At 58.9% G+C, this 26217-nt stretch carries 18 protein-coding genes; 7 read left to right on the top strand and 11 right to left on the bottom strand.

Annotation, left to right across the window (positions count from 1 at the left end; translation table 11 throughout):
- The first annotated feature begins 81 nt into the window (after positions 1-81).
- The 5 genes from ACID345_RS14585 to ACID345_RS14565 all read left to right on the top strand — a co-directional run bounded on the left by ACID345_RS14585 (position 82) and on the right by ACID345_RS14565 (position 6225).
- Entirely contained in the window at positions 82-1938 is a 1857-nt protein-coding gene (locus tag ACID345_RS14585; RefSeq protein ID WP_011523630.1) for an ABC transporter ATP-binding protein, read from the top strand.
- Positions 1939-2002: 64 nt separating this feature from the next.
- Positions 2003-2749 carry an ABC transporter ATP-binding protein gene (locus ACID345_RS14580; protein WP_011523629.1) on the top strand — a complete coding sequence of 249 codons (747 nt, stop codon included), beginning with the start codon at positions 2003-2005 and terminating at the stop codon, positions 2747-2749.
- Positions 2746-4107: an ABC transporter permease gene (locus tag ACID345_RS14575; protein ID WP_011523628.1), complete on the top strand. Its 1362-nt coding sequence runs from the start codon at positions 2746-2748 to the stop codon at positions 4105-4107. The genes ACID345_RS14580 and ACID345_RS14575 overlap by 4 nt, the downstream gene beginning before the upstream one ends.
- A 9-nt stretch (positions 4108-4116) precedes the next feature.
- A complete protein-coding gene (locus ACID345_RS14570) occupies positions 4117-5076 on the top strand; it encodes an alpha/beta hydrolase (protein WP_011523627.1) in 960 nt (319 codons plus the stop codon).
- Positions 5077-5085: 9 nt separating this feature from the next.
- On the top strand, positions 5086-6225 hold the full coding sequence (locus tag ACID345_RS14565) for a geranylgeranyl reductase family protein (RefSeq protein WP_011523626.1): 1140 nt from the start codon (positions 5086-5088) through the stop codon (positions 6223-6225).
- Here the strand turns inward: ACID345_RS14565 and ACID345_RS14560 are convergent.
- From ACID345_RS14560 to ACID345_RS14540, 5 genes are all read right to left on the bottom strand, one after another.
- On the bottom strand, positions 6222-8360 hold the full coding sequence (locus ACID345_RS14560; protein ID WP_011523625.1) for a M28 family metallopeptidase: 2139 nt from the start codon (positions 8358-8360) through the stop codon (positions 6222-6224). The two genes, ACID345_RS14565 and ACID345_RS14560, sit on opposite strands and share 4 nt — an antisense overlap.
- Before the next feature lie 18 nt (positions 8361-8378).
- Positions 8379-9167, bottom strand: coding sequence for an ABC transporter permease (locus ACID345_RS14555; protein WP_011523624.1), 789 nt, complete (start codon positions 9165-9167; stop codon positions 8379-8381).
- A complete protein-coding gene (locus ACID345_RS14550) occupies positions 9151-9837 on the bottom strand; it encodes an ABC transporter ATP-binding protein (protein ID WP_041855740.1) in 687 nt (228 codons plus the stop codon). Before ACID345_RS14550 ends, ACID345_RS14555 begins: the two co-directional genes overlap by 17 nt.
- A gap of 83 nt (positions 9838-9920) precedes the next feature.
- Positions 9921-11837 carry a CocE/NonD family hydrolase gene (locus ACID345_RS14545; RefSeq protein ID WP_011523622.1) on the bottom strand — a complete coding sequence of 639 codons (1917 nt, stop codon included), beginning with the start codon at positions 11835-11837 and terminating at the stop codon, positions 9921-9923.
- A gap of 111 nt (positions 11838-11948) precedes the next feature.
- On the bottom strand, positions 11949-14222 hold the full coding sequence (locus ACID345_RS14540; RefSeq protein ID WP_011523621.1) for a M28 family metallopeptidase: 2274 nt from the start codon (positions 14220-14222) through the stop codon (positions 11949-11951).
- Between the two features lie 308 nt (positions 14223-14530).
- Here ACID345_RS14540 and ACID345_RS14535 point away from each other — a divergent pair, with 308 nt between their 5' ends.
- Together ACID345_RS14535 and ACID345_RS14530 are read left to right on the top strand one after the other, a co-directional pair.
- On the top strand, positions 14531-15661 hold the full coding sequence (locus tag ACID345_RS14535; protein WP_011523620.1) for an efflux RND transporter periplasmic adaptor subunit: 1131 nt from the start codon (positions 14531-14533) through the stop codon (positions 15659-15661).
- 15 nt (positions 15662-15676) lie between these two features.
- The gene (locus tag ACID345_RS14530) at positions 15677-18808 is read left to right on the top strand and encodes an efflux RND transporter permease subunit (RefSeq protein ID WP_011523619.1); all 3132 of its coding nucleotides are present in this window, start codon (positions 15677-15679) and stop codon (positions 18806-18808) included.
- Positions 18809-19040: 232 nt separating this feature from the next.
- Here the strand turns inward: ACID345_RS14530 and ACID345_RS14525 are convergent, their stop codons facing one another.
- The 6 genes from ACID345_RS14525 to gndA all read right to left on the bottom strand — a co-directional run bounded on the left by ACID345_RS14525 (position 19041) and on the right by gndA (position 26178).
- Positions 19041-20273, bottom strand: coding sequence for a hypothetical protein (locus ACID345_RS14525; protein WP_148210125.1), 1233 nt, complete (start codon positions 20271-20273; stop codon positions 19041-19043).
- A 646-nt stretch (positions 20274-20919) separates the two neighbouring features.
- Positions 20920-21441, bottom strand: a complete 522-nt coding sequence (locus ACID345_RS14520; protein WP_011523617.1) for a peroxiredoxin — start codon at positions 21439-21441, stop codon at positions 20920-20922.
- A 138-nt stretch (positions 21442-21579) separates the two neighbouring features.
- Positions 21580-22338 (bottom strand): 6-phosphogluconolactonase, encoded by a 759-nt coding sequence (pgl, locus tag ACID345_RS14515; protein WP_011523616.1) that lies wholly within the window; start codon positions 22336-22338, stop codon positions 21580-21582.
- The gene (locus ACID345_RS14510; RefSeq protein WP_011523615.1) at positions 22335-23171 is read right to left on the bottom strand and encodes a Cof-type HAD-IIB family hydrolase; all 837 of its coding nucleotides are present in this window, start codon (positions 23169-23171) and stop codon (positions 22335-22337) included. The genes pgl and ACID345_RS14510 overlap by 4 nt, the downstream gene beginning before the upstream one ends.
- Position 23172: 1 nt before the next feature.
- The gene (gene zwf / locus ACID345_RS14505; protein WP_011523614.1) at positions 23173-24717 is read right to left on the bottom strand and encodes a glucose-6-phosphate dehydrogenase; all 1545 of its coding nucleotides are present in this window, start codon (positions 24715-24717) and stop codon (positions 23173-23175) included.
- 12 nt (positions 24718-24729) lie between these two features.
- Entirely contained in the window at positions 24730-26178 is a 1449-nt protein-coding gene (gndA, locus tag ACID345_RS14500) for an NADP-dependent phosphogluconate dehydrogenase (RefSeq protein WP_011523613.1), read from the bottom strand.
- Between the last annotated feature and the right edge of the window lie 39 nt (positions 26179-26217).

Raw genomic sequence — 26217 nt, 5'->3', positions numbered from 1 at the left:
ATTTAGCTGAATTTCCGGGGTTATTTTGTCCCAATTCCGAATAATGCACCGTTGCCATTCTCCCTGTAATCTAAACCGCGAATGTCTCCGGTTCCGGAAAAGAAAAAGAAAGACACTAAAGAGCAGTTTCGTAACGTTGCGCCACTTCTGTGGGAGTTGGTTCGTCCGCGGCGCGCGCTGCTTCTGGTCGGCCTCGTCCTGATCGTCATTAACCGCGTGGCAGGCCTCGTTCTTCCATATTCCTCCCGCTTCGTGATCGATCAGGTTGTTCACCAACATCATTTGGCGTTGCTTCGAACCATCGTTCTGGCGGTGCTCTGCGCCACCGCCATCCAAGCGGGAACCTCTTACGCGCTTACCCAGCTTCTATCCAAAGCTGCGCAACGGCTCATCTCTGAGATGCGCATGCGCGTCCAGTCGCACATCGGACGCCTCTCCGTCCAGTTCCACGACGCCAACAAAACCGGCGCTTTGGTTTCGCGCATCATGTCCGATGTCGAGGGTGTACGAAACCTGCTTGGCACCGGATTGGTCGAGTTCTTCGGCGGTGTGCTCACCGCGATCATCGCACTCGTCGTTTTGCTCAAGACCAGCGCCGTGATGACTAGTATTGCCTTTGGTTTTCTTGTGGTGTTCGGATTCGTGCTCTCACGCGCATTCAGGACCATCCGCCCGATTATGCGCGAACGCGGCAAAATCAACGCCGAGGTCACCGGCCGCCTGGCCGAATCGCTCGGCGGTGTGCGCGTGGTGAAGGGATACCATGCCGAGGCCCGCGAAGAGAGTGTGTTCTCCAAAGGCGTAAAGCGTTTGCTCGACAACGTCATCAGTACCTTGACCGCGACGTCCGTCATGAGCTTTTCAGCCGCGGTACTGCTCGGTGTGGTCGGCAGCATCGTCCTGTATTTCGGCACGCGCGAGATGATCGCCGGCACGATGACGGAAGGCGACTTTGTCCGCTACATCCTCTTCCTTGGATTCCTGGTAGCGCCAGTGATTCAGGTTGTCGCCATCGGCACGCAGCTCACCGAGGCTATTGCCGGACTCGATCGCACCATGGAAATCTTGCGCGAGCGTCCTGAGGACGAAGACCCGCGACGTACTGCGACCCTCGGCGAGATTAAAGGCACGGTGGAGTTCGAGGGCGTGCACTTCAGCTACGACGGCAAAACCGAAGTCCTGCATGACGTTTCGTTTCGTTCTGAGCGCGGCATGGTGACGGCCCTGGTCGGTTCGTCCGGCTCAGGTAAGTCGACTACGATCGGCCTCATTTCCGCGTTTTACGTCCCGACTTCCGGCCGGGTCCTGGTGGACGGCATTGACCTCAGCACCGTACGCCTCGACTCCTATCGCATCAAGCTCGGTGTGGTGCTTCAGGAATCGTTCCTCTTTGATGGCACTATCCGCGAGAATGTCTCGTTCTCACGTCCGCAAGCCACGGAAGAGGAAATCATGAGCGCCTGCCACATCGCTCGTGTCGACGAATTCGCGGAAAAGTTCGAAGAGAAATATGACACTATCGTCGGTGAACGGGGCGTGAAACTCTCCGGCGGCCAGCGCCAGCGCATCTCAATTGCCCGCGCCATCCTCGCGCAGCCCAGCATCCTCATTCTCGACGAAGCTACATCGAGTCTCGATTCCGAGTCCGAAGCGCTCATCCAGCACGGCCTCTCGTACCTGATGCAAGGTCGCACGACCTTCGTCATCGCGCACCGCTTGTCCACGATCCGACGCGCCGACCAGATTCTCGTGATGGAGCACGGCGAGATTGTCGAGCGCGGCACTCACGAACAGCTTTATGCACTCCGTGGCCGTTACTACGAGCTCTACACCAAGCAGCATGGGCTCGAATCGAACTTGTTCCTTGCGCCCGGCGAAGGCGACACAATTCCCGATCCGATCGACGCTGGTCCAGCCGTGAGTTCCCGAAACAACTAGTAAAGAACTGTCAGGTGGCGGAACCAGCAGACCCGTCGCGACGTAGGGATAACATAGACCACAGATGGCATCCATCAACGACATCGCAGCCCCGGCCTCAACCCTTAGCATTCGCGCCGAAAACGTCACCCGCCACTACCAGATGGGCGACGCCACTATTCGCGCAGTGGACGGCGTTTCACTCCAGATCGCGACCGGAGATTTCGTCGCGCTCCTTGGGAGCTCAGGCTCCGGCAAATCGTCGCTTCTGAACCTGATTGCAGGCCTGGATCGCCCGAGCGGGGGCAGCATCGTGGTGCAGGGAAGTGATCTTGCCAAGCTCTCGCGCTTGGAACTCGCGCACTATCGTCTGCGCACTGTTGGCATGGTTTTTCAATCGTTCAATCTGATTCCCAGCATGACGGTGCAGGAAAACGTCGAGTTGCCGCTGCGCTTCGCCGAGATGGAACGCCCGCAGCGCGCCAAGGTCAGCCGCGAAGCCATTGAACGCGTGGGCCTTGCTGCGCGTATCGATCACAAGCCTACGCAACTTTCTGGCGGAGAGCAGCAGCGTGTCGCGCTGGCGCGCGCACTGGTGAATCAACCTAAGCTTCTCCTCGCCGACGAGCCCACCGGCAATCTCGACAGCAAGACCGGCAGCGGCATCATGCATTTGATCGACACATTCAATCGCACTCTCGGCATGACAGTTTTGATGGTGACCCACGAACGCACCTTGGCCGAGCGCTATGCGCGCCGCCTCATCTTCCTTGCCGACGGCAAACTGGTTGGCGACGAACCGAACATTCCCACGCGTGAGGTGCGGGCATGAAGACTTACGACATCGTTGATCTCGCCGCCCGTAACCTCCGCGAATCGGTGTTGCGCAACTCCTTAACTACGATTGGTATCTCGGTCGGTGTGGCGTCGCTCGTTGCCATGCTCTCGCTCGGCGTCGGGTTGCAGAAGCTCGCCTCGCGGCGACTCGCGAAGTCTGGATTGTTCGATACTGTCATCGTCAGTTCGCGTCGCGATTGGCGTGGCATGAACCGCCAGGAAGAACGCTCCGGTCCGAACGCTGCCGAGAGCCGGTTGCTCGATGAGACTGCGCGCCAGGAGCTTGAAAAGTTGCCGCACGTGATCGAAGCATATCCCGATATCCGCTTTGTGACCGAGGTTCGCTTCGACGACAAGCCGCATATGGGGATGGTGGCCGGAATGCCGTTTTCCGCGAAGGGAGGAGACGCCTTCGATGGCATGCAAGGAAACTTCTTCAGTAGCGAGACTGCCGCGGAAGCGATCGTGCAGAAGAATTTTGCCGCTGAAATCCTTGGTAAGACCGATCGCGAAGACCAGATACAAACCGCGGACCTGGCCAAGCCTTTGCTCGGCAAGGAACTCGTTTTACGTTACGCCGAGCGTGTGAACACGCCTGGTGCGCAAGGTACCGACAGCTCGTACTCTGTGTTTCAGCGCGAACAGCATTTAAAAATCGTTGGCGTCGCCGATTCCGATCCCGACTCCATGCGCGCCGCCGCCCGCGCCCGGGTTTTCGTTCCGTTGAAACTCGCGCAAGGCCTGCACGTTATGCAAATTGGCGATATGCGCGATACCATGCGCGGCTTCAACTCCCAGCCCACGTACCTCACGGTGAGTGTTCGCGTAGAGAATCCGAAATATGTGCAGCAGGTGGAAGACGGCGTGAAGAAACTCGGTTTCTCCACGTTCTCGATTCTTGATGCGAGCAAGAGTGTGACGCAGTTCTTCAGAGTGCTGGATATGTTCCTGGCAATCTTTGGCAGCCTTGCGCTTACCGTTGCTTCTATCGGCATCGTAAATACGTTAGTGATGGCCATCCTTGAGCGGCGCCGCGAAATCGGAATCATGAAGGCTATCGGCGCCAGTGATGCCGACGTCAAGTTGCTCTTCTTTACGGAAGCTGGAGCGATGGGCGTGCTCGGCGGCATTCTCGGCGTCACGCTCGGCTGGCTGATCGGGGCCGTCATAAATATTGGTACGAATTTCTACCTCCGGCGTCAGGAACTTCCTCCGGAGCAGTTGTGGGTGGTGTCATGGTGGCTGGTGCTGTTCGCGATGGCAATCTCGGTTGGCATCAGTTTGCTGGCCGGTCTGTATCCCGCAGGACGTGCCGCCAAGCTCGATCCCGTACAGACGCTGCGCTATGAGTAAAATTTGAAGATGCCCTGTCATCCTGAGCGGAGCGGCGCAGCCGCGCAGTCGAAGGACCCCTATCTGCTCCGAAAATGCGTTGTTCTGTTCTTTTTCGTTTGCGCAACGATCATCGCGCCTGCTCAATCCCGCATCGACTGCGCTTCGATGCCGAGCAAGCTTCTCCATCGCGACGTTCCCTACTGCGTCCTGATCCCGCAGTCGTACGATTCCGCGAAGACGACCAAGTTCCCCGTCCTCTATTTTCTCCACGGCCTCGGCGACAACCAGCAGAGCCTCGTGAACATGGGCGCGTGGAACCTGATCAGCGACCTGCGCGCACAAAACAAGATTGGTGATTTCCTCATCGCTACGCCTGCCGGATGGGCCACGTTCTATATCAACTCGGCCGATGGCAAAACGCGTTACAGTGACTTCTTCCTCGATGAATTCATCCCGTTCATCGAGCACAAATACCGCGCCCGCACTGACCGCAGCGGACGCGCCATCAGCGGCATCTCTATGGGCGGCTACGGTGCGTTCCGCTTCGCCTTCGCCAACCCGCAAAAGTTCTCGGCGGTGAGTGCAGAAAGCGCCGCTCTTTTCAGCGATTCTCCCAAGATCCTCGATCAGGGAATGCAATCCGGCGCTCCGCGCGCGCGTCTTCTCGGCAGCGTTTTCGGATCTCCGATCGACGCCGCACACTGGCGTGCGAATGATCCGTTCGAGCTTGCCAAGCAAAACGCCGCAGGAATCTCTCGCCTCGCCATCTACTTCAACTGCGGCCAGCAGGATGGCTACGGCTTTGATGAAGGTGCCGCCGCGCTCGACAAGCAACTCACTGCGGCCAAAATTCCGCACACGTTCAGGCTCTATCCCGGAGAACACTCGCTGCAATATTTCCTCACCCACATCGGGGAAGTCATGGAGTTCCACTCGCGCGAGTTCGCCAAACATCCGGCTGCGACAGGAGCAGCGTCCTCGAAGTAGAATCTTAGTGTGGGTCACCAAAGTTTCATCATCGTTGGTGCTGGTCCATCCGGCACAGCGGCGGCGTATGACCTGGCCAAGGCTGGCCACTCTGTCCTGCTGCTCGATCGCAGTGAGTTTCCGCGCGTAAAGCCGTGCGGCGGCGGCCTGACGGTCAAAACACTCAAAGCGCTGCGCTACAGCGTAACTCCGGTCGTGCGCATCGTCGCCAAGGGCCTGCAGGTGACCAACAATCTGGCTGAGCCCATCGAACTCCGCGGCAAACATCCCATCTGCTTCATGACCGTGCGCGCCGAGTTCGACGATTTCTGCCTGCGCCAGACGCTCGAAGCCGGTGCGCGCTTTCAGAAGATCAGCGAGATTACCGGCGTAGAAGAGTTTCCCGATCACGTCGTCTTGCGCACGCGCGACGGCGAATTCCATGCCGAGTACCTTCTTGGGGCTGACGGTGCGAACAGCAAAGTTCGTCTCCTGCTCGGCGCACAACCCTGGTTCCGACGCGCTATCGCCGTCGAGGCCCACGCTCCGGTCCACAAAAATGCGAAGGCCATGGAGATCGATTTCGGCGTGGTTCCGCGCGGTTATGCGTGGTCCTTCCACAAGGGCGATCATCTCAACGTCGGCCTCTGCACGGAAAGCGCCGAAGTCGTGAAACTCTCACGCGACCTGCTCGCGAACTACCTGAAGCGAAAGTTCGGCAGTGATGAGTATTCGCACTTCGTCGGGCACTACCTCGGCATCGGCGGCATGCGTTACGAGCCCAAGCACAAACGCATATTCCTGGTGGGCGATGCCGCCGGCATGACCGATCCGCTCAGCGGCGAAGGCATCTACAACGCGATCAAGAGCGGTCAGGCAGCCGCCAGTGCGCTGCTGCAAAACTCCGAAGCACCGCACGTGTCCTACGCGCAAGCACTCGCCGACGTCCGCGATGATCTCGAGTTCTGCGAGCGCGCCATCGGCAAATTCTACGGACACCTCAACGCCGGCTTCGCCATGCTGAAAGTTCCGGGAATGAAGAAATCAATCCTGAAGGGTTACGCGATGGGACTCACTCTCAGCGAAATTCGCGGGTCCATCCACAAGCTCCCCTTTGCGAGCGTGGATGACACGCACACCGCCGAATACAGCAATCACGCCGAAGCTTAATACCAAATCCTCGCCCGCGCCTCGTGCAGCAGTTGCGTGTTGTTCCTCACTGCGCGCTCCAGGATCGCCGCCTGCTGCTTCGCCGTCGCCCAGTCCTTTGCTTCAACGGCTTCGGTCAGCCCCGGCAACTCAAGATGCGCATAGGTATATCGTGCTGCGTACAGCGTGTGCTTGAACCACGGTCGCCCGGGGATGCCGTCCGGATTTAGCCAGTTCCGCTCCACCTGCATGATTGCGCGATTCACTTCCTGCACCTGTTCGGCATCGAGTTTGCCGGACGCCAACTTCTTCTTCGCCGCCGAGCCCAGCAGCTGGCCTTCGGTCTCAAATTCATCAAGAGCTTTCAGGAGCGGCGCGACATTGAGGTTCTTGTCGGCGTCCGGCTTCTCCTGCTCTTCCTTCACAAACTCGCGCACCTTGCCCGCGTACGCGCCAAAATCAAAGGGCAGGATGTCGGCATCCGCGAGCCGCAGCGCCAGCGTCCCCCACAGTTGCGACATCACCGTGTGGTATCGGTATCCCGGGTCGCCGAAATGGTTGATCCAGTAGAAATCGTCGTACATCGAGTGATACACACCGTACGGGCCGTCGAATTGCAACTCCACCACCGGCACGCCATCGTGATTCAGAAACACGGTGTGGTCGGAGCCGCTGCCAATGCGCACATCCACGATGTCGGCATCGGTCCTCGGCGCGATTTCCTTCGCTTCCTTCTTCTCACGCGCCACCGTCTTGCGCCATGCTTCGCGCAGAGAAGTGCCACTTGCCGGATCCTTCACCGAGTCGCTTAGCTCGAGCATTTCGGGGATGAGCGAAGCCACGGCGCTGCCATGAAAATCTCTGCCCGACGTCGCCTCGTCTACGTTTAGGTACGCGACCGCTTTTTCCTTCAGCTCTTTCTCAAACTGCTCGCCCCACTCGGTTGATCCCGTCAGCCCAACCTCTTCGCCATCCCACGAGCAGAAAACGAGAGTTCGTTTCGGGCGCTGTCCCTTTTGCAAAAGTGCGCCGAGCGAGCGCGTCATCTCCATCATCGACGCAGTGCCGCTGCTCGGGTCCACGCCGCCAAACTCCCACGCGTCATGATGATTGCCGAGCACCACCCACTCCTCAGGATGCTCCGAGCCCTTGATCCGCGCCTCCACCACGTAATACGGAGCGACACTGTCATCCATTTGCACCTTCAGGTGCACCTGCCCCACGCCGCCCAGGGTGTACTTGATCGGCAGCCCGCCTTGCCAGTCCTTCGGCGCCAGAGGGCCGCCCATGTTCTCCAGCAGCGGCTTCACATCGTGCCACGACATCGGCACCGCCATGATCTTCGGCAGCGACTGCGCTTCACTTTTTTCGATTCGCTTCGCTCCCGGCACCGACGCCCATCCCGGCGTCAGCGGATCGCCCGGCACAATGAAGTCATAAGTAATCGCGCCGCGCTGGATGTGCGTTTCCGGCCCCCATGGTCCGTCAGGAAACACTTTGCCTTTCTTGTAGCCATCTTCCGCCGGATCGGAATACACCAGCATTCCCGCTGCGCCCATGCGCTGCGCCGTCAGCGCCTTGAAGCCGCGATAGCTGTACGGATTCGAGTACCGCACGAGGACGATCTTGCCCTTCACGTCGATGCCGTTTTTCTTCAGCACTTCGTAATCGCCAGGATTGCCGCTGTGCGCGTACACAATCGGCGCAGTCACCTCGCCGCTCGCGGACATGCTCGTCCATGCGGTGCGCACCTCTGGGTTCTTCGTGTCCGGATCGGCGTCATACGCGGCCTCGCGCAAACCCGCCTTGTACGGCTTCGGCGCCGTCATCTCGACGACCACTTCCTTCGGCAGCGACCCCAGCACGTCATACTGCCGGATCACCACATCTTCCAGGCCTTGATCCTTCCAGGTCTTGGCGATGTAGTCCGCCACTTCCTTGTCGCGAACCGTTCCCGCCGGATGCGGATGCCGCGTGAATTCGCGATGGAACCCCTTCTCCTGCTCCGGAGAAATCGCAGACTTGAACACCTTCTCGTACTCGAGTTCTGCCTTAGTGTGTTCCGCGGTAAAGCCCAGCAACTGCGGCGTGGAAGCACTCTGAGCAACCGCCAGGTTCGCAATCAACAGCAGGGAAGCAATCGTTCTAACGTGCATGGTCCCTCAGGATGAGATCTATTTCTCAGTTTGGCGCAGCACCAACTGCTCCGCCGTCGAAAAAATCTTCGCCCGTATCAGCGTCATACTCACCAGCGACGTAATTCCCGACGCTGCAAAAATCATTGCCAGCACTACAAACTGGTAAATCGACGCATACAGCGGCTTCGCGCCCGACAGCAACATACCCGCCATCAGCCCCGGAATCCAGACAATCCCAAGTGACCGCATGGAATCAATTGCCGGAATAAGGCTCGCCTCTGACGACTCCTGCACGTACGGCGCAACGCTGTCCTTCGGATCCGCACCCAACGCCAGCGCGGTCTCGATCTGCCCAACGTGCGACAACACATCGCTCCGGAAGCGATTGAGCGCCAGCCCATTGGTATTCATCGCATTCGCAATCAACATGCTTCCGACGGGAATCAGCGAAGTGATCGACGTATCAATCACCCGCAGCGCAGTCATTACAGCAATTACTGATCCTGCTCCGCACGCGATGGCCCACGTCGAAACCGCGAATGCGCCGGGCATCTGCTTAGCGCGTTTCGCGGAGATATTTCCGGCGGCCACGATCATCGCTGCCAGCATCAAGCCGCTCGTCCAACGCGGCCCGCGCAGTAGGAAAACCAACACCGACCCCACGGCGACGATCTGCACCAGCCCGCGTATCAGCGCGATGGATGTGTCTTTCTCGAGGCTGATCTTTCGCGTCTTCGCCGCCAGGACGACCGCAAACGCCGCGATTGCAGCAATTGCTGCCTGTGTTAATCCGACGATCGTCTGGTGCTCAAGATGCAGGTTCATCCAACACCTCCGCCAAGGTTCCCAAGCCCACTACTCGTCCACCGCGAAACAACGCGACACGGTCCGCCATACGCCGCGCCTGCGCTACGTCATGCGTCACCATCACGCACGTCAATTGGCGCGCCTTCACAATCTCGCGCAGCAACGCCTCAATTCCGCTTTTCGAGAAATCATCCAGCGCTGAAGTCGGTTCATCCGCCAGCAACACCACAGGTTCATTGGCTAATGCGCGCGCGATCGACACGCGCTGCGCCTCGCCGCCAGAGAGCGTAGAACCTTGTCGCGAACCATATCCGCTAAGTCCCACGCCCCGCAGACATTCTTCGACAGCGTCGTCCGTTATCTCCTGCCCACGTTGCCTGGGTCCAAATCGCACATTCTCTGCAACTCTGCCAGGGAAGAGAAACGCCTGCTGCGTAATCATCCCCACGCGTCGTCGCAACTCCCGCGGCGCGAGCTCGCGATAATCCTTCCCCTCGAGATACACCATGCCACTCGTCGGTTCAGCCAACCGGTTCAGCAAACGCAGAAACGAACTCTTGCCCGAGCCGCTCGGCCCGAGCACGCAAAGCACCTCGCCTTGCGCGACCGTGAGCGATACAGCGTCGACGATCACCTTGTCGCCAACGCTGTACCCCAGTTCTTCGGTTCTCAGAATCGATTCCGGCATGAGATTCTCGCGGCCAGCCGACGACACTGCTCATCCCACCATCGCCCCCTCCTGTCATTCTGAGCGAAGCGAAGGATCTGCTGTCATTTAGCCGGCAGCACCATTACGCCGACTCCGCTAGCCGCGCCGTTCTGCCGATACACCCTCTCCGTTGCCTTCACAAACTGTTCCGCCTTCGCCGTCGGAATATCGGTGAACGTCTGCGGGTTGCGGTCCGTGAGCGGGAACCACGAGCTCTGAATCTGCACCATGATGCGGTGTCCGCGCCGGAACGTGTGGTGCACGTCAGGCATGGTGAACTCGATGGTCTCCGTTTTGCCCGGCGTGAACGGTTCTGGCTTTTCGAAACTGTGCCGGAACTTTCCGCGGAACGGCTCGCCGCGCAGCAATTGCTGATAGCCCGTCATCGGCTCTGTCGGCAACTTTACATCGTCGAACTTCTCCGACTTTTCTTCGGGATCCGGATAATCGCTTGGATAAACATCAATCAGCTTTACGTCGAAATCCGAATCCGTTCCCGTCGTCGAGACGAACAGCTTAGGCGCAATCGGCCCCGCGATCGTCACATCCTCTTCCAAGGGATCGGTCTGGTAGGTCAGAACATCGGTTCGCTTCGAAGCGAAGCGTTGGTCGCTCACCATGTACTCCTGCGGAACATCGTTCGTCGTGTAACCCACGAACGGCACGGGCCGGTTCGGATCGCTCACATATTCATCGAAGCCCTGCGTATTCGGTGCCTCGAAGGAAAGCTTGCCGCCCTCGCGGAAATACAGGGTCTTCGCTTGTACGCCCGCCGGAGGCCAGCTCGAATACTGACGCCAAACATTGGTTCCGGTTTCGAACGCATAGGCTTTCGGGAACTTCCCGTCGCCCTCGCCCTTCAGGTAGTACTCGAAAAATCGGAATTCGATCTTGGCGCGGAAGTACTTTGCCGTGTCCGAGCCCCACACCACGCGGCCCATCTTGTTCCCATTCACTACCGACCAGGTAAAGTGCGCCCATGGCCCTTCCACCAGGATGTTCACCGTATCGGGATCATTCTTGGCGATGGTTCGGAAGGTCTTCATCGGCCCTTCCACGTCCTCGGCATCAAACCAACCGCCGACGTTCAACACTGCGCAGTGGATGTTGTGCAGATGGGCCGCAATGTTGCGCTTCTTCCAGTAGTCGTCATACGTGGTGTTCACCACCTGGTCGCGCCACAGCGGATTGAACTCATCGGTAATTACCTTGAATGAATTCGCCAGCGCTCCCAGTTTCAGGTAGTACTCGTATCCGTCTTCCGTGCCAAAATCGAAGTCCTGCCCATTCTTGGGTGGCAACAGCGGCGCTTTTTCCTGCTTGAAACTGGTATAGAAGCCGAAGTTCGCCGCCAGCATGAACGCGCCGTTGTGGTACGCGTCGTCGCCCATGTAGAGATCGGTTACCGGTGCCTGCGGACTCGCCGCCTTGATCGCCGGATGCGAATCAATGATGCTCGCCGACGCATAGAATCCCGGATACGAAATGCCCCAAATACCAACTTTTCCGTTGTTATTCGGCACGTGCTTCAGCAGCCACTCTACGGTGTCGTAGGTGTCCGTACTCTCGTCCACGTCTTTGGGGCCGTTGGGATGGTCGATGTGGGGCGTCATCTCCTCCCACTTGCCCTCCGACATCCACCGCCCGCGCACATCCTGGTAAACAAAGATGTAACCCGCCTCCGCAAACTCCTGCGCCGGCCCTACATTCTTGGGATAGTTGTCTGAGCCATACGGTCCCACCGTGTACGGCGTCCGCTCCATCATGAATGGATAAGGCTTCGCTTGGTCCTTCGGCACGTACACCGCGGTAAAGAGGCGTACTCCATCACGCATCGGGATCCGGTATTCGTACTTCGTGTAATGGGCTTTGACATCGAATTTGCTGTTCGCGTCGTCATCATCCTGCGCGACCGCTGCCGTGACCCACACAATCGCCAGGATGCCGAGCAGCACCCGCTTCAAAAGCAGTTCATACATTCTCAAGATGTTTCCCCAATGAAGAAGAGCGCTAACCCACTTAGGCCGACGATTGTAACGGAGCAACAAAAAAGGGGCCAATACGGCCCCTTATTTTTACTGTGTGAGTTTCTACTTTCCAGCCTCGCCCGCCAACTTCTCCACCGCTTCCGCCGCGGAGTCCACCAGCTTGGCTTCGTCCTCAATTGCCTTGGCTGCTGCTGGTACGCCGGCATCTGCCTGCGCCCACTTCTTCGCGTCCATCGGCTCATGCACGGTTGGAATCGTCTTGACGCCGTAGCCGGTGTAAGCGCCCGGTGCATAGATCATGTGCTTGAACCACGGCCGCTCCGCAAGCCCCTGTGCATTTGTGTACGCACGCTCGCTCTGGATGAGCAACTTGTTCAGCTCGGCTGTTTTGTCGCCAGTCGGCAAGCCGGCCTTGACGAGCGCCTTCATTGCCTTGTCGTAACGTTCGGCGCTCTTCTTGAAGGTCACCACCGCGTTATCCAGCGGCGCGAAGTTCAAGAACGGAGGCACCTGCTCCTTCGGCGGAGGCACAAATTTCTTGGTCGGGTCCGCCGTCGCCGTGAACATACCTTCATCAATCTCTGTGTTCAATTCGGCGATTTCGTCCTGCTTCTCCTTCAGCTGCTTCTTCAATTCATTCACGAACCTGCCAACGGTCTCGGCGGCATTTGTGAACTGGAAGGGAAGCACATCCGCATCCGCCATCCGCATCACCAGCGTTCCACCGGTCTGCGACAACGCACGTCCGTACTGGAAGCTCGGATCGCCGAAGTGCGTATACCAGTAGAAATCGTCGTAGATGGAGTGATAGATACCGCCATCGGTCTCGCCGCCGTAGCCAATATTCAGCGCGGCCACGCCCAGGTGATCGAGGAACGATGCGTAATCCGAACCATCGCCCAGCGAGCCAATTCGCGTGTCCGGACGGCTCCTGACCTCACCACGTTCGTCGCCCTTCGCGCGCGATATGCGCACCAGCCGCGACCGCTCCCACGCAGTTTTCTTGGTCTCAGGGTCCTGCACGGTCTTCGCGACGTCGTTCACGAAATGCTCAAGCGAGTGCGAGCCCGAAGCAAACAACCAGCCGCGACCGTTGGAATCCGAGTTCACATACATCACCGCGTGCTCGGTCAGTTCCTGGGCATGCGTCTCCACCCACTCGGTCGAACCGAGCAGTCCCGGTTCCTCACCGTCCCACGCGCAGAAGATGATCGTGCGCTTCGGCTTCCATCCCTGCTTCAGCAGTTCGCCCATCGAGCGCGCTTCTTCCATAAGCGCGACCATGCCCGAGAGCGGGTCTTCCGCGCCATTCACCCACGCATCATGATGGTTCCCGCGAATAACCCACTCATCCGGAAATTCCGAGCCCGGAATCTTCGCGATCACGTCATACACCGGCTTGATGTCCCAGTTGGAGAACATCTTGAGGTGCACTTTCGCCGGCCCCGGCCCCACGTGATAGGTAATCGGCAGCCCGCCGCGCCATTCCTGCGGAACATCCGGCCCCTGGATCGCTTGCATCAGCGGCTGCGCATCGCCATAGGATATCGGCAGCACCGGGATCTTCTGGATTACCGGCGACTCCTTCACCGTCAGCCGCTTCGCATCTTTCGTCGCGCCAACGCCCGGCGTCAGCGGATCGCCCGGATAGTCCGTGTCCTCGACGCTTCCGCGTTGAACGCCATCCGACGGACGGAACGCGCCCTTCGGAAATACATCACCTTCCGAGTATCCATCGTCTTTCGGGTCGGAATAAATAATGCAGCCCACCGCGCCGTGCTCCGCCGCAACCTTCGGCTTAATGCCGCGCCAGCCGCCGCCGTAACGTGCGATGACGATTGCGCCCTTCACCGAAACGCCCAGCCGCTCCAGCTTCTCGTAGTCCTCGCGCATGCCGTAGTTCACATACACCAGCGGCCCGGTGACGTCGCCATCCGCCGAGTACGCGTTATATGTCGGCAACTGTTCTTTCTGCTGGCTCGAAGTCGGATCTCCATTCACCGCCGACTCCTGCAGTTTCGCCACAAAGTGTGTCGGCTCAATCAACTCGACAGAGCGCTCCTTCGGCGTCGGGAAGAGCACGTCGAACTCTTCGATATGCGCATCCAGTCCCCACGACTTGAACTGCGCCAGCATCCACTCGGCATTGTCCTTGTCATAGGGCGAGCCCACGTGGTGCGGACGCGCGCTCAGGCGCTGCATGTAGTTCTTCAGGTTATCGGGGGAGGGAATCGCCCGGAATTTCTCTTCCCACTGCTGCTCAGACGCCGAATTCTGCGCCGAATATCCTGCGAGCGCCGGGGCCGAAGTCTGCGCCGGTAGCGGAACCACCGCGCAGCAAAGCAGCGACGCGATCAATGCGCGACGAACTTGCATGAAATTCTCCATGATGAATTGGGCTGCAAAGAAATCACCTGCCCGAAATTGGCGCGATTATAGCAGCCGGCAAATCTTATTTATCGCGACACGATAAGACACAGCTATCCTCCTTCATCCCAAGAATTTGGAAGAATTAACCCGCGCCTCCCACTTGACCTTGCGTTTCACGTAAACTGGACTTTTAGGCAGCGAAAGAAAAACGAATCTGCCGCACGGCCCAACCCATCGGACTTAAAATTTCCGCTGTGTGTCTTCACCGTCACGCCTCGTTCGATCATAGAGTGACGGCTTGTTTCAGGAGCGATATGCCAAAGTTCCCAATCATTTCCACCGCACTTCTTGCCGCTCTCGGCCTTGCAGTGCTCTCGGCTTGTGGCCGCTCCGCGCAGGGCGGTGCACCGCAGGGCTTCCCGGCGATGCACGTGCAAACACAGCCCGCGCTGGCGCAGAACGTCGGCGACTTCACCGAGTATCTTGCCACGATTAAATCGCGCGGCTCATCCATCCTCCAGCCCGAAGTCGAAGGTCAGATCACGCAAATTTTTGTAAAGTCCGGCCAGCACGTTCAGCCCGGCCAAGTGCTGATGGAAATCGATCCCCGCCGTCAGGCCGCGACTGTCAGTTCGCAGGAAGCCAACGCGAATTCCAAGCGCGCTAATCTCGATTGGGCTTCCAAGGAACTCGAACGTCGTAAGGGTCTCTATGCGGCGGGCGTCATCAGCCGACAGGACCTCGACCAGGCGCTGACCTCCTACGACGCCGCCAAGGCCGACCTTACTGCCATGGATGAGACCGTCAAGCAGCAGAAAGTCCAGCTCCACTACTTCTCGGTCTACGCTCCCACCGCCGGCATCGTTGGTGACATCCCCGTTCGTGTCGGCGATCGCGTCACTGTCGCTACCGTGCTCACAACGCTCGACACCGGCGCCGGCCTCGAAGCCTATATCTCCGTCCCCGCAGAAAAATCGGCCGACGTGAAGCAAGGCATGCCCGTAACCCTCGCTACCTCCGATGGCAAGACCGTTGCGACCACGATCTCTTTCATCTCGCCGCGTGTCGATCCCGCGACTCAATTGCTCCTCGTGAAGGCCAACGTTCCCGCGAGCAGCGACTTCCGCAACGATCAAGTCATCCACGCGCGCGTGATCTGGAAATCCGTCTCGCGTCCCACTCTGCCCGTCACCGCGGTTTCGCGCATCGGCGGAGCGACCTTCGCGTTCGTCGTTGGCGACAACAAGGGCCAGGCCGTCGCTCAGCAGCGCTCGGTGCAACTCGGTGAGATCGTCGGCAACAGCTACACCGTGCTCGGCGGCATCAGCCCCGGCGACAAGGTCATCGTCAGCAGCGTCAACATGCTGGTGGACGGCATGCCCATAGTTCCCGAAACTGCCAGCCAGAATCCGGCTGCGCCATCTGCGGCAGGTCCGCAGTCCTAGCGCGGAGACACATTTATGTTTGTCAATTTCTTCATCCGCCGCCCGGTCTTCGCGACGGTCTGTTCGCTGCTGATCATCCTCGCCGGTGCCATCGCGATCCCCACGCTGCCCATCGCGCAGTTCCCGCAACTCGCCCCGCCGCAAGTAACCGTCACCGCGTTCTATAACGGCGCGAACTCGCAGGCCGTCGAAACCAGTGTCACCACTCTCCTCGAACAGGCCATCAACGGCGCCGAGGGCATGAACTACATCAGTTCCGTCAGCGGCAACGACGGCACCAGCCAGATCACCGCGACCTTCCATCTCGAGCGCAATCTCGACATCGCTGCGGTTGACGTGCAAAACCGCGCCTCCAGCGCTCTCGGCCGTCTCCCTGCGGAAGTTCAGCAGACCGGCGTCACCGTCGGAAAGAACTCCGGCACCTTCATCATGGCCGCCGGCTTCTACTCCGACAAAGGTCAGTACGATCAGCTCTTCATCAGCAACTATCTCGACCTCTACGTGCGCGACGCGCTGAAGCGCATCAAGGGCGTCGGCGACGTCATCATCTTTGGCGAGCGCAAGTACGCCATGCGCCTCTGGCTCGATCCCGTTCGCCTTGCCAAGCGCAGCCTGACCGCACAAGACGTCGTGAACGCTCTCCGTGAGCAAAACGTCCAGGTTGCTGCCGGACAAGTCGGCCAGGCCCCGATCGCCAAAGGCCAGAACTTCCAGATCAGCGTTCGAGCTGTCGGACGTCTCCGCGAGGCCAAGGAATTCGAAGCAATCATCCTGAAACGCGGCGCCGACGGATCTTTGGTCCAGCTACGCGATGTCGGCCGCGCCGAACTTGGTGCCGAAAGCTACGCCGGCAACCTCTCGTACAACGGCTACGATGCCATCGGTATCGGCGTCCAGCAGCTTTCTACCGCCAACGCGCTCGATGTGGACAAGGCCGTTAAAGACGAACTGAGCCGCCTCTCGGCAAAATTCCCGCCGGGACTGAAGTACCAGATCGCCTTCGACACCACCACCGCCGTCGGTGAATCCATCCGCGAAGTGCTCACGACCCTCGTGGAAGCCATCATTATCGTCATTCTCGTGATCTTCCTCTTCCTCCAGAGCTGGCGCAGCACGCTCATTCCAGCCATCACCATCCCGGTCTCGCTGATCGGCACATTTGCGTTCGTCAAGCTCTTCGGTTTCTCCATCAACACCCTCACCCTCTTCGGCATTACGCTCGCCACCGGCCTCGTCGTGGACGACGCTATCGTCGTCATCGAGAACGTCGAGCGCCACCTCGAAGAAGGCATTCGCGATCCGCGTCGTGCCTCTGAAGTCGCCATGGGCGAAGTCACCAGCGCCGTTATCGCAACGTCGCTCGTGCTTATCGCCGTCTTCATCCCGATCTCGTTGTTCCCGGGATCAACGGGCCGCCTCTACCAGCAGTTCGCCCTTACCATCGCTTTCTCCATTGGCCTTTCGGCATTCAACGCGCTCACGCTTACACCAGCGCTGTCCGCGTTGTTGCTGCGTCATAGCAGCGAGAAGAAGAACCCGATTTTTCGCGGATTCAACGCCATCATCTCTGGCGGCACCAAGGGGTATACCGGAATCTTGCAGAAGTTGGAACGCGCCAAGCTCCCAGTCTTCGCTGTCTTCGTGCTCGGACTGGTCGCAGCCTGGTACATCTATCGAATCGTGCCAACGAGCTTTGTCCCCGACGAAGATCAGGGCTACCTCATGGCGCTCGTGCAAACGCCGGAAGGCGCTTCGCTCGAGTACACGACACAGAAAACTCGCGCTGCCGCCGCGATTCTCGCCGCGAATCATGACATCAATGGTGTCTTCGCCGTCCCGGGTTTCAGCTTCACCGGAGCGGCGCCCAACCGCGCCATGATCTTCGCGAACCTGCGTCCGTTCGGTGAACGAAAAGGAAATCAGCACACCGCAGCCGCCGTCCTGAATTCCGTACGCGGCCCGCTTCTCTCCATTCCTGACGCGCTGGTCATCCCGCTCGCACCGCCCGCCATTCAAGGTCTCGGCGCGTTCGGCGGCTTCCAATTTCAACTCGAGCAGACTGGTTCCGGTTCGCTTGAGGACATGCAGAATGTGCTGAACGGTTTCCTCATGAAGGCCCGCGGCCGCAAGGAACTCACCGGCCTCTTCTCCACCTTTAGCGCGCGCGATCCGCAGTTCGAGGTCAACGTCGACCGCGAAAAAGCCAAGAGCCTCGGTGTCTCGTTTACCGAAATATCGTCGGCCCTCCAGGTCTTTATGGGTTCGCAATACGTCAACGACTTCGATTTCAATAATCGTTCCTACCGCGTCTACGTGCAGGCCGATGAGCAATACCGCCGCCAACCCCGCGATCTCCGCGAGTTCTACGTGCGCTCCGATTCCGGCCAGATGGTCCCGCTCGATAACCTCGTGACGGTCAAGGAAACTACGACCTCATCAGTCATCGAGCACTACAACATTTTCCGCACCACCGCGATCAACGGCGCCGCCGCGCCCGGCTACAGTTCCGGCCAGGCGATTGCTGCCATGGAAGACCTCGCGAAACAAGCGCTCCCTGTTGGCTACACGTTTGAATGGACCGGGCTCACTCTCGAAGAAATTCAGTCCGGCAGCCAGGCGATCATTCTCTTCGCGCTAGGCTTGCTCGTCGTCTATCTCACTCTCTCCGCACAGTACGAAAGCTTCGTGCTGCCGTTCATCATCTTGCTCGCCGTGCCCATGGCCATCTTCGGCGCGCTTGGCGCGCAGTTCCTCCGTGGCCAGCAAAACGATGTTTACTGCCAGATCGGTCTGGTGATGTTGATCGGTCTCGCCAGCAAAAACGCGATCTTAATCGTCGAATTTGCCGAGCAGTTACAGATGAAAGGCATGGGTCTCTTCGAATCCGCGGTCGAAGCCGCGCGTCTTCGCCTTCGTCCGATTCTCATGACCTCCATCGCGTTCATCCTCGGCGTACTCCCGCTGGTCTTCGCTACGGGCGCCGGTTCCGCCGGACGCAACTCCGTCGGCACCACCGTCTTCGGCGGCATGATCATCTCCACTTTCCTCAACCTCTTCATCATCCCGATTCTTTACGTGATCGTGCGCTCGTTCCTTCCGGCCCCAATTAACGCAGTCGAGCCGATCCCGAACCCCGAGGGCGACTAACTGTCGCCTTCTACCAAACCAAAGGCGGCCTTCATGGCCCGCCTTCGTTCTTTCTCGAACTCTTCGACAAATGCTCTATTTGGGCGTTGCTTCAATCCTGCCCAAACTGCGATGCCTTGCATCAGGGCGTTGGCTTCAACCCTGCCAAACTGCGACGCCTTGTATCAGGGCATGGCTTCAGCCATGCCGAAACCGCTCCGCTAAAGACACGGGCTTTAGCCCCTGTCTGCCATCAATGTGCCGTGTCTTCCAACATCTTGATCTGAAACACCGCCACGCGCCGATTCTCTTTATCCGTCACATACATGCGATCGTTCTCGTCGATCCACAGCCCCGCTACACTGCTAATTTCCCCGCGAAGACTGCCCTTCCGGCCAAACTCGCCCTTCCGGTGTCCCTCTCCGTCAAATATGTAAATCGTGCGCCCATCGCTCACATAGATATTTCCGGCAGTGTCTAGATCCAGTGTTCTGTGCCCTGGTCCTAACCCGGTATCAAATGTCATGCGCCGTCGAAGCTGCGAATCGAACACCTGCACGCGCGTGTCATTCGCGTCCAGTACGAACAACTGGTCATGCTTCAGCACCAGCGCGCTCGGATGTTCGAGACTCACGCCCAGCTCTTTGCGCCGTCCGCCCGCACGTCGCAGGATTTTACCCTCGCTGTTCACCATCAGAACCATGTCGCGCTCTGCATCCGCAACGTACAAGAAATGGTGAACATCAACCGCCATTGCGACTGGCTCGTGAAAGATGCCTTCACCCTCGCCGAGCCTCCCGATCTCGCCGAGATACCTGCCCTCGCGATCAAATTCCACCACCACGCCCTGCACCGGATCTGCGACATAGATGTTTCGCACCGCATCCGTGGCAACTGGGCCGATATGTTGGAGTCGGTATTGCGTCCCAGCCAGGATGCGGAAAGGTCGCATCGGATCGAACACATGTACCGATAGCGCAGCCGGATCAGAGACGATCACGCGTCCGTCGCGGTCCGTGGTTACAGACGTAGGCCCCATCAGGCTCTGCTCGCGGCCGTAAACCGCGGTCACAACCTCGTCAAGCAACCCAACAATTTCCGATCGCCCTGCAGCTGATTTCTGCGCCGTGTTCTTTGCAGAAAGGTTCTCCCGAGCCTGCTCGCGCGGGTGAAGTTCGACGGCCGGGGGAACGTCTGCAGGCCGCGAAAGGGGAGTCGTCCCGTCGTACAAGTTCGCGTGCTCCTGAGCGTTCGCGCTTGCAAACGCTCCCACACGAAACTTTCCATCGGCGAAGATGGCGCCAATGTACCGAATCTCGCTGCCACCGCCACGCGCGACAAGTGGAAACAAAGACCGAGGAGCATCCGCGAGTTGCAGGCCGTTCTGCTGCGAAACATTCTCCGCGCCTATCATGCATAGCGGTGCCAACAAGCAGAGGAGCACCAGGAACTGACAAACTCGCGCCAGCGTAGAAGAAATTCGCACCACCTTCTACTATCCAGTCGGGCGTTGTGATTGTCAGTGCATAGTTCACTTCTGTGTCCCATTCTGAAAATACCGAAGTTACCAGGCGACGACGCGCATACGTGACGAGCAACACAGCCAGAAGTGTCGTCGGTCACATAAGTCGCACCACGACTCAGCTACCATGCGCAAGTGGGCCACTCCCAGCCAACAACAGAAGTTCTTTGAAAATCGAAGCAGCCAGCTAGCACCGCAGCCCGCATTTCCACTGCCGCCTCTTGTCATCCAGAGGAGGGCGTCAGCCCGACGTGGGATCTGCTGTTTTATTCGGGGCAGCAAATTCCTCCCCGAATCCGCGAATGTTGCCGCCGAAACCACGAAGAATTCGCACCCATCTCGCATTTTTCACGCACTTTCGCCCGGAAATTCCCACGAATTCGAATCCCTATATCTCCAAATTCCTTCGTGTCCTTCGTGGTTAAGGATTTTGCTTTTAATATCTGATAACGCGCGGAAAAGGCTCGAAAACACGAGCGAACTGCTACGCCGAGAGGAATTTACCTCTAAGTGTATTTAGAAAGAGGAATTTGCAGAGATTGCATACTCTAAGTTGCTGAAAACACAAGAGAGGGGGGAGGGGGGTACCCCCTCCCGAATTTCGAGGCAACTACTTCTTTTGCAGGGACGCGAGATCCGCCAGAACCTGCTCGCTGTGGTTCTTCGGATTCACTTCCATGTACGACTTGACCACCTTGCCGCTCGGATCAATCAGGAACGTGTGGCGCGCGGCCAGCTTCGTGCCTTGATACTCCATGATCGAGTCGTACTCTGCCGGAACCTTTGCCGTCGGATCGGCAAGCAGCTTGAAGGTCAGGCCTTCTTTTGTGCAGAACTGCTTGTGCGAATCCGCCGTATCCACGCTGACGCCGACAATCGCAGCATCCAGCGCTTTGTACTTGTCCTGGTCGTCTTGGAATTTATGCGCCTCGACCGTGCAGCCACTGGTGAAGTCCTTCGGATAGAAGTACAGCACAACCCAGTGCCCCTTGAACTGGCTCAGCGAAACCTGGTTGCCGTCCTGCGAGGTGAGCGTGAAATCCGGGGCCGGCTGTCCTACTTCAACTTTGGCCGATAGCGCCAGGGGTACCAGCGCCAGCGCGCCAATCAAAAGAGCTTTGCGAAATTTCATTTTCCATCCTCCTATAGGTGCCGAGCATGATAACGCATCGCCCAGCTTCCGTTTGTCACGCAAATGTTTCAGCCTGTCATCCTGAGCGGAGCACGCGAAACGTGCGCAGTCGAAGGACCCCTATCCTCGCACTGATGTCTAACGCACCAACTCCGCCGCCGCTTCATCCACCAGCCAAATCAACTCACCGCCCGCCGGATGCACCAACTGCGACGGCAACTGCTCAGGCTGCCGGGGCCCCCGAAGCACATCGTGCACCACCTGCGCCTTGTCCGCCCCGCTGACTAGAAAAACAATCAGCCGCGAATCGTTGATGACCGGCAGAGTCATCGTGATGCGGTCCATGTTGACTTCAGGAATAAAATCCGCCACCACCAGTCGGTTGCGAATTTCGAGCGTCGGACGATGCGGGAACAGGGAAGCCGTGTGCCCGTTGGTTCCCACGCCGAGCAAATTGAAATCAATTTGCGGATGCTCGCCGAGCAGGGCGCGAAGGGTGTCCTCGTACTTATTTGCCCCCGACTGGGGTGAGTACGGCTGTGTCGGAATACGATGTATGTTCTTCGCTGGAATCGAAATCTTGGAAATCAACGCCTCGCTGGTCATCCGGAAATTGCTTTGCGCGTCGGTTGGCGGAACGTAGCGTTCATCGCCCCAGAAGAGATGCACTTTCGACCAATCCAACCGATCTCGCCACGGTTCCGTCGCCAGCAACTCATATAACTGCTTAGGTGTTGATCCGCCGGAGAGCGCAATCGTAAAGCGTCCGCGCGCGGCAATCGCTTCCTGCGCGCTCTTTGCAATCAGCTCTGCGGTTGCTTCGCATAGCGCGACTTTATCGGCAACTACCGTCATCCGCTCGTTCGGCCCGAGTTCGACTGTCCTGACGATATTCATCCTTGCGCTCCTGCACGTTGCGCGACGCGTGGCAGCACGATCTCATCCATCGCCTTCACGTAGCCACCTTCCGCATTGCTTGTCGTCGTGAATGTGGCTGCCGCTTTGACCTCATCGCTCGCATTCCCCATCGCGATGCTCATACCGCTCTTGGCGAACATGAACATGTCGGTTGGCATATCGCCGATCGTCGCCACGTTCTCCAGAGGAATATCCATCAGCTTCGCGAGTTGCACCACAGCGTTTCCCTTGTTCGCATCATGGTCCGTGACATCGAGGTAGTAGTCGGAGGATCTCGTTGCCGATACGCGGTCGCCGCACTTCGCGATCACATCTTTTTCACAGCGCTTTACCGCCTCGTGGTCGTCGCTCACGCCAACCAGTTTGTTCGCCCGCGCGCACAATGTGACATCCTCGCCGAGGTAGCGCGGCTCGTGCCGCATCAACTTGATGTGTCCCTCGGTATGCGGCCCGTTCAGCTTGCTCACCCACCATTCCGCGCCACGGAACATCCACAGGTCGAGTCCGTGTTCGAGGATCGTTTGTGCAACCTGCGTCGCGACGTCTGCGGCCAGCAGAATCTGATGCAGGATTTCGTACTGTGGTGTGCAGGTCAGCGCGCCGTTGAAGCACGCAATCGGCTCGGTGATGTCGAGCGCATCAATGAGGAAAGTCGTGCCGAGCGGCGGACGAGCCGACACAATGGTGAACTTCAGCCCGGCCTGCTTGACCCGCAACACTGCCTGCCGCACCGGTTCGGTAAGCTGCTTCTTCGGGTCTAGCAATGTGCCGTCCACATCCGACACCAGCAGCTTGATCGGCGCATCGCTCATGCTACCCAATCGGCGACCACTTCTTGCACTCTTCCGCGATCAGCGTGTTCGCCTCCTCCGGACCATCGCTTCCTGCCGCGTAGTTGGGGAACTTCGGCACCGGCAACTGCAGCCAGGCATCTTCGATCGGCGTGATGATGCGCCACTGGTTCTCAGCTTCGTCACCGCGGGTGAACAACGTCGGATCGCCGCGCATCGCGTCGAGGAGAAGCGTCTCGTAAGCGACAGGTGCTTGTCCGCCAAACGCCGTTTGGTAGCTGAAGTCCATCTTCACCGGAACGGCCTTCATCTGTGCGCCCGGCTGCTTCGCTGCGAACGACATGGTGATGCCTTCATTCGGCTGCACCCGCAACGTGATCACGTTTGCCTCGATATCGTCGTCCGATGTCTTGGCGAACAGCGCCTGTGGAGTGCGCTTGAAGTGGATCTTGATCTCGGTCTCCGACTTCGCCAGTCGCTTGCCGCTGCGCACGTAGAAGGGAACTCCAGCCCAGCGCCAGTTGTCGATGCGGAACTCCACCGCGACGTACGTCTCCGTGCGCGAGTCCGGTTTCACGCCCGGCTCTTCGCGATACCCCGGCACGTCCTTCCCGTTGATCTTCCCGGGCCCGTATTGCCCGCGCACCGTCCGCTCGCACACTTGCTCCGGCGTCATGTGGTGAATTGCCCGCAGCACCTGGACCTTCTGTTCGCGGACACTGTCGGCATCGAACGCCACGGGTGGCTCCATCGCCGTGAGCGTAACCAGTTGCAGCAGGTGGTTGGCGACCATGTCTCGGAGAGCGCCGGTCTCTTCGTAGAACGCCGCGCGCTGTTCCACGCCGAGGGTCTCGGCCGCAGTGATCTCGACGGAGTTGATGTAGTTGCGGTTCCAGATCGGCTCGAAGAGGGAGTTGCCAAAGCGGAAGACCAGAATGTTCTGCACCGTCTCCTTGCCGAGATAGTGATCGATCCGATAGACGTCCTTTTCGTCGAAGACCTGAAGCACTTCGCGGTTCAGCGCCTTTGCTGACTCGAGGTCGCGCCCGAACGGCTTCTCCAGCACGATGCGTGTCCAGCCCTTCTCATTCTTCGAGAGTCCGCACTTGCCCAGGCCTTGGACGATCGGCGGCGCCAGAGATGCCTGCGTCGACACATAGAACAGGTGGTTGGAACTGCCGCCATTCTTTTCGATCTCGCTGAGCTGGTCTTTGAGCGCGTGATAGAAGCCATCGTTGTTGATATCGCCGGGGAAGTAATGCAGGCGCTTCTCGAACTCTTCCCAGTTCCAGTCGCTGAACTTGCGCGCGTCCTTCGAAGTCGAAGCGGCGTCGCGCATCGCCTTGCGGAATTCGTCGGTGGTCATCTCGGTGCGGCCGGTGCCGAGAACATCGAACTGCTGCCCAGAGATGCAGCCGATGCAGGCCAGGTCATAGAGCGCGGGTATCAATTTGCGCTTCGTGAGGTCGCCGGATGCGCCGAAGATGACGATGGTGCACGGCTCGGCCTTGGGCATGGGCGGGATCGCAATGCTGCGCGTAGGAGTCGCTTGAACAACGGTGCTCATGAACTCTCCTGTCTACTTCTTGACCAACTTAATCCAATCGGTGTGGACGAAACCGGCGTCCGGACGGTCCGCGCGTTGATACGTGTGGGCGCCGAAGAAGTCGCGTTGCGCCTGCGTCAGGTTCTGCGGCAGTTGCATGGATCGATAACTGTCGAAGTACGCGAGCGACGACGAGAACGCTGGAGTCGGAATTCCGAGCCCAGCGGCGGTCTGCACCACGCTGCGCCAGTTTTTCTCAGACTCCAGCACGCGCGACGTGAATTCGGACTCGACCAGAAGATTCGCTACATTCGCATCGCGGTCGAAGGCATGCATGATGTCAGCAAGCAGCCGTGCACGGATAATGCAGCCGCCGGTCCAGATTCGTGCCATCTCGCGCAGATTCACGTTCCAGTTCCACTCTTTCGAGCCAGCGCGAATCAGGCTCATGCCCTGCGCATAGGAGCAGACCTTCGACGCGTATAAGGCATCCTGCACCGCGTTGATGAACTCTTTCTTGTCACCCGAATACTGGCGGGAAGGAGCGCCGAGTTTCTTCGAGGCAGCCACGCGCTCATCTTTCATTGAAGAGAGCACGCGGGCATCGAGCGCCGCGCCAATTGTCGGAATCGGTACTGCGAGGTCGAGCGCAATCTGCTGCGTCCACTTGCCGGTGCCTTTTTGTCCGGCCTTGTCGAGGATCATGTCGACCAGCGGCTTGCCGGTCTCCGGATCATCGACCTGCAACACGTGTGAGGTGATCTCGATCAGGTACGACTCGAGTTTGCCCTTGTTCCACTCTTCAAAGATTGCGGCAATTTCCTTCGCGCCAAGACCAAGCGCTTTGCGCAGCAGGTCGTAAGCCTCGGCGATCAACTGCATGTCGCCGTACTCAATGCCGTTGTGGACCATCTTCACGAAGTGGCCCGCGCCGTTCGGACCTACGTAGGTGACGCAAGCACCGTAATCGGTCTTCGCCGCGATGGCCTCGAGCGTCGGCTTCAGGTGCTCGTAGGAAGCTTCGTCGCCGCCCGGCATCAAGCTCGGTCCGAAGCGCGCGCCCTCTTCGCCGCCACTAACGCCCATGCCAAAGAAGTTCAGATTTTTCGTGCGATAAGCGGCTTCGCGGCGCTGGGTGTCTTTGAAGAAGGAGTTGCCGCCGTCGATCACGATGTCGCCGGGTTCGAGCAGTGGCGCCAGTTTGTCGAGCATCTGGTCCACCGGATTGCCGGCCATGATCATCATCAGGATGCGGCGCGGTCGCGCGAGGGACTGTACGAACTCTTTGAGATCGCCGCTGCCGGTCATCTTGCGGTCGCTGTGTTGGGTGAGGAATTTCGTGACCCAATCGGCTTCGAGGTTCCACACCGAAACGACCTGGCCGTGATCGGACACGTTCAGGGCGAGGTTCTGCCCCATGACGCCCAATCCAACGACGCCGAATTGCGCGCTGCCCACGGCAGGCGCGGAAGTTGTGCTCATCTTGCAGACTCCTTGCGAAAGCCCCACAGCTCCCGCGTG

It is taken from the genome of Candidatus Koribacter versatilis Ellin345 (assembly GCF_000014005.1).
GTDB lineage: Bacteria > Acidobacteriota > Terriglobia > Terriglobales > Acidobacteriaceae > Korobacter > Korobacter versatilis_A.
The sequence above is the reverse complement of the archived record's forward strand: the minus strand, read 5'-3'. Positions and strand labels throughout refer to the sequence as shown.

Bases quoted from the DNA above. Each gene is read 5' to 3' on its own strand.
- pgl (WP_011523616.1), bottom strand. From the start codon at position 22,338: ATGAATATCGTCAGGACAGTCGAACTCGGGCCGAACGAGCGGATGACG.
- zwf (WP_011523614.1), bottom strand. From the start codon at position 24,717: ATGAGCACCGTTGTTCAAGCGACTCCTACGCGCAGCATTGCGATCCCG.
- ACID345_RS14540 (WP_011523621.1), bottom strand. From the start codon at position 14,222: ATGCAAGTTCGTCGCGCATTGATCGCGTCGCTGCTTTGCTGCGCGGTG.
- gndA (WP_011523613.1), bottom strand. From the start codon at position 26,178: ATGAGCACAACTTCCGCGCCTGCCGTGGGCAGCGCGCAATTCGGCGTC.
- ACID345_RS14560 (WP_011523625.1), bottom strand. From the start codon at position 8,360: ATGCACGTTAGAACGATTGCTTCCCTGCTGTTGATTGCGAACCTGGCG.
- ACID345_RS14520 (WP_011523617.1), bottom strand. From the start codon at position 21,441: ATGAAATTTCGCAAAGCTCTTTTGATTGGCGCGCTGGCGCTGGTACCC.
- ACID345_RS14585 (WP_011523630.1), top strand. From the start codon at position 82: ATGTCTCCGGTTCCGGAAAAGAAAAAGAAAGACACTAAAGAGCAGTTT.
- ACID345_RS14545 (WP_011523622.1), bottom strand. From the start codon at position 11,837: ATGTATGAACTGCTTTTGAAGCGGGTGCTGCTCGGCATCCTGGCGATT.
- ACID345_RS14580 (WP_011523629.1), top strand. From the start codon at position 2,003: ATGGCATCCATCAACGACATCGCAGCCCCGGCCTCAACCCTTAGCATT.
- ACID345_RS14530 (WP_011523619.1), top strand. From the start codon at position 15,677: ATGTTTGTCAATTTCTTCATCCGCCGCCCGGTCTTCGCGACGGTCTGT.
- ACID345_RS14550 (WP_041855740.1), bottom strand. From the start codon at position 9,837: ATGCCGGAATCGATTCTGAGAACCGAAGAACTGGGGTACAGCGTTGGC.
- ACID345_RS14510 (WP_011523615.1), bottom strand. From the start codon at position 23,171: ATGAGCGATGCGCCGATCAAGCTGCTGGTGTCGGATGTGGACGGCACA.
- ACID345_RS14570 (WP_011523627.1), top strand. From the start codon at position 4,117: ATGCCCTGTCATCCTGAGCGGAGCGGCGCAGCCGCGCAGTCGAAGGAC.
- ACID345_RS14535 (WP_011523620.1), top strand. From the start codon at position 14,531: ATGCCAAAGTTCCCAATCATTTCCACCGCACTTCTTGCCGCTCTCGGC.
- ACID345_RS14555 (WP_011523624.1), bottom strand. From the start codon at position 9,167: ATGAACCTGCATCTTGAGCACCAGACGATCGTCGGATTAACACAGGCA.
- ACID345_RS14575 (WP_011523628.1), top strand. From the start codon at position 2,746: ATGAAGACTTACGACATCGTTGATCTCGCCGCCCGTAACCTCCGCGAA.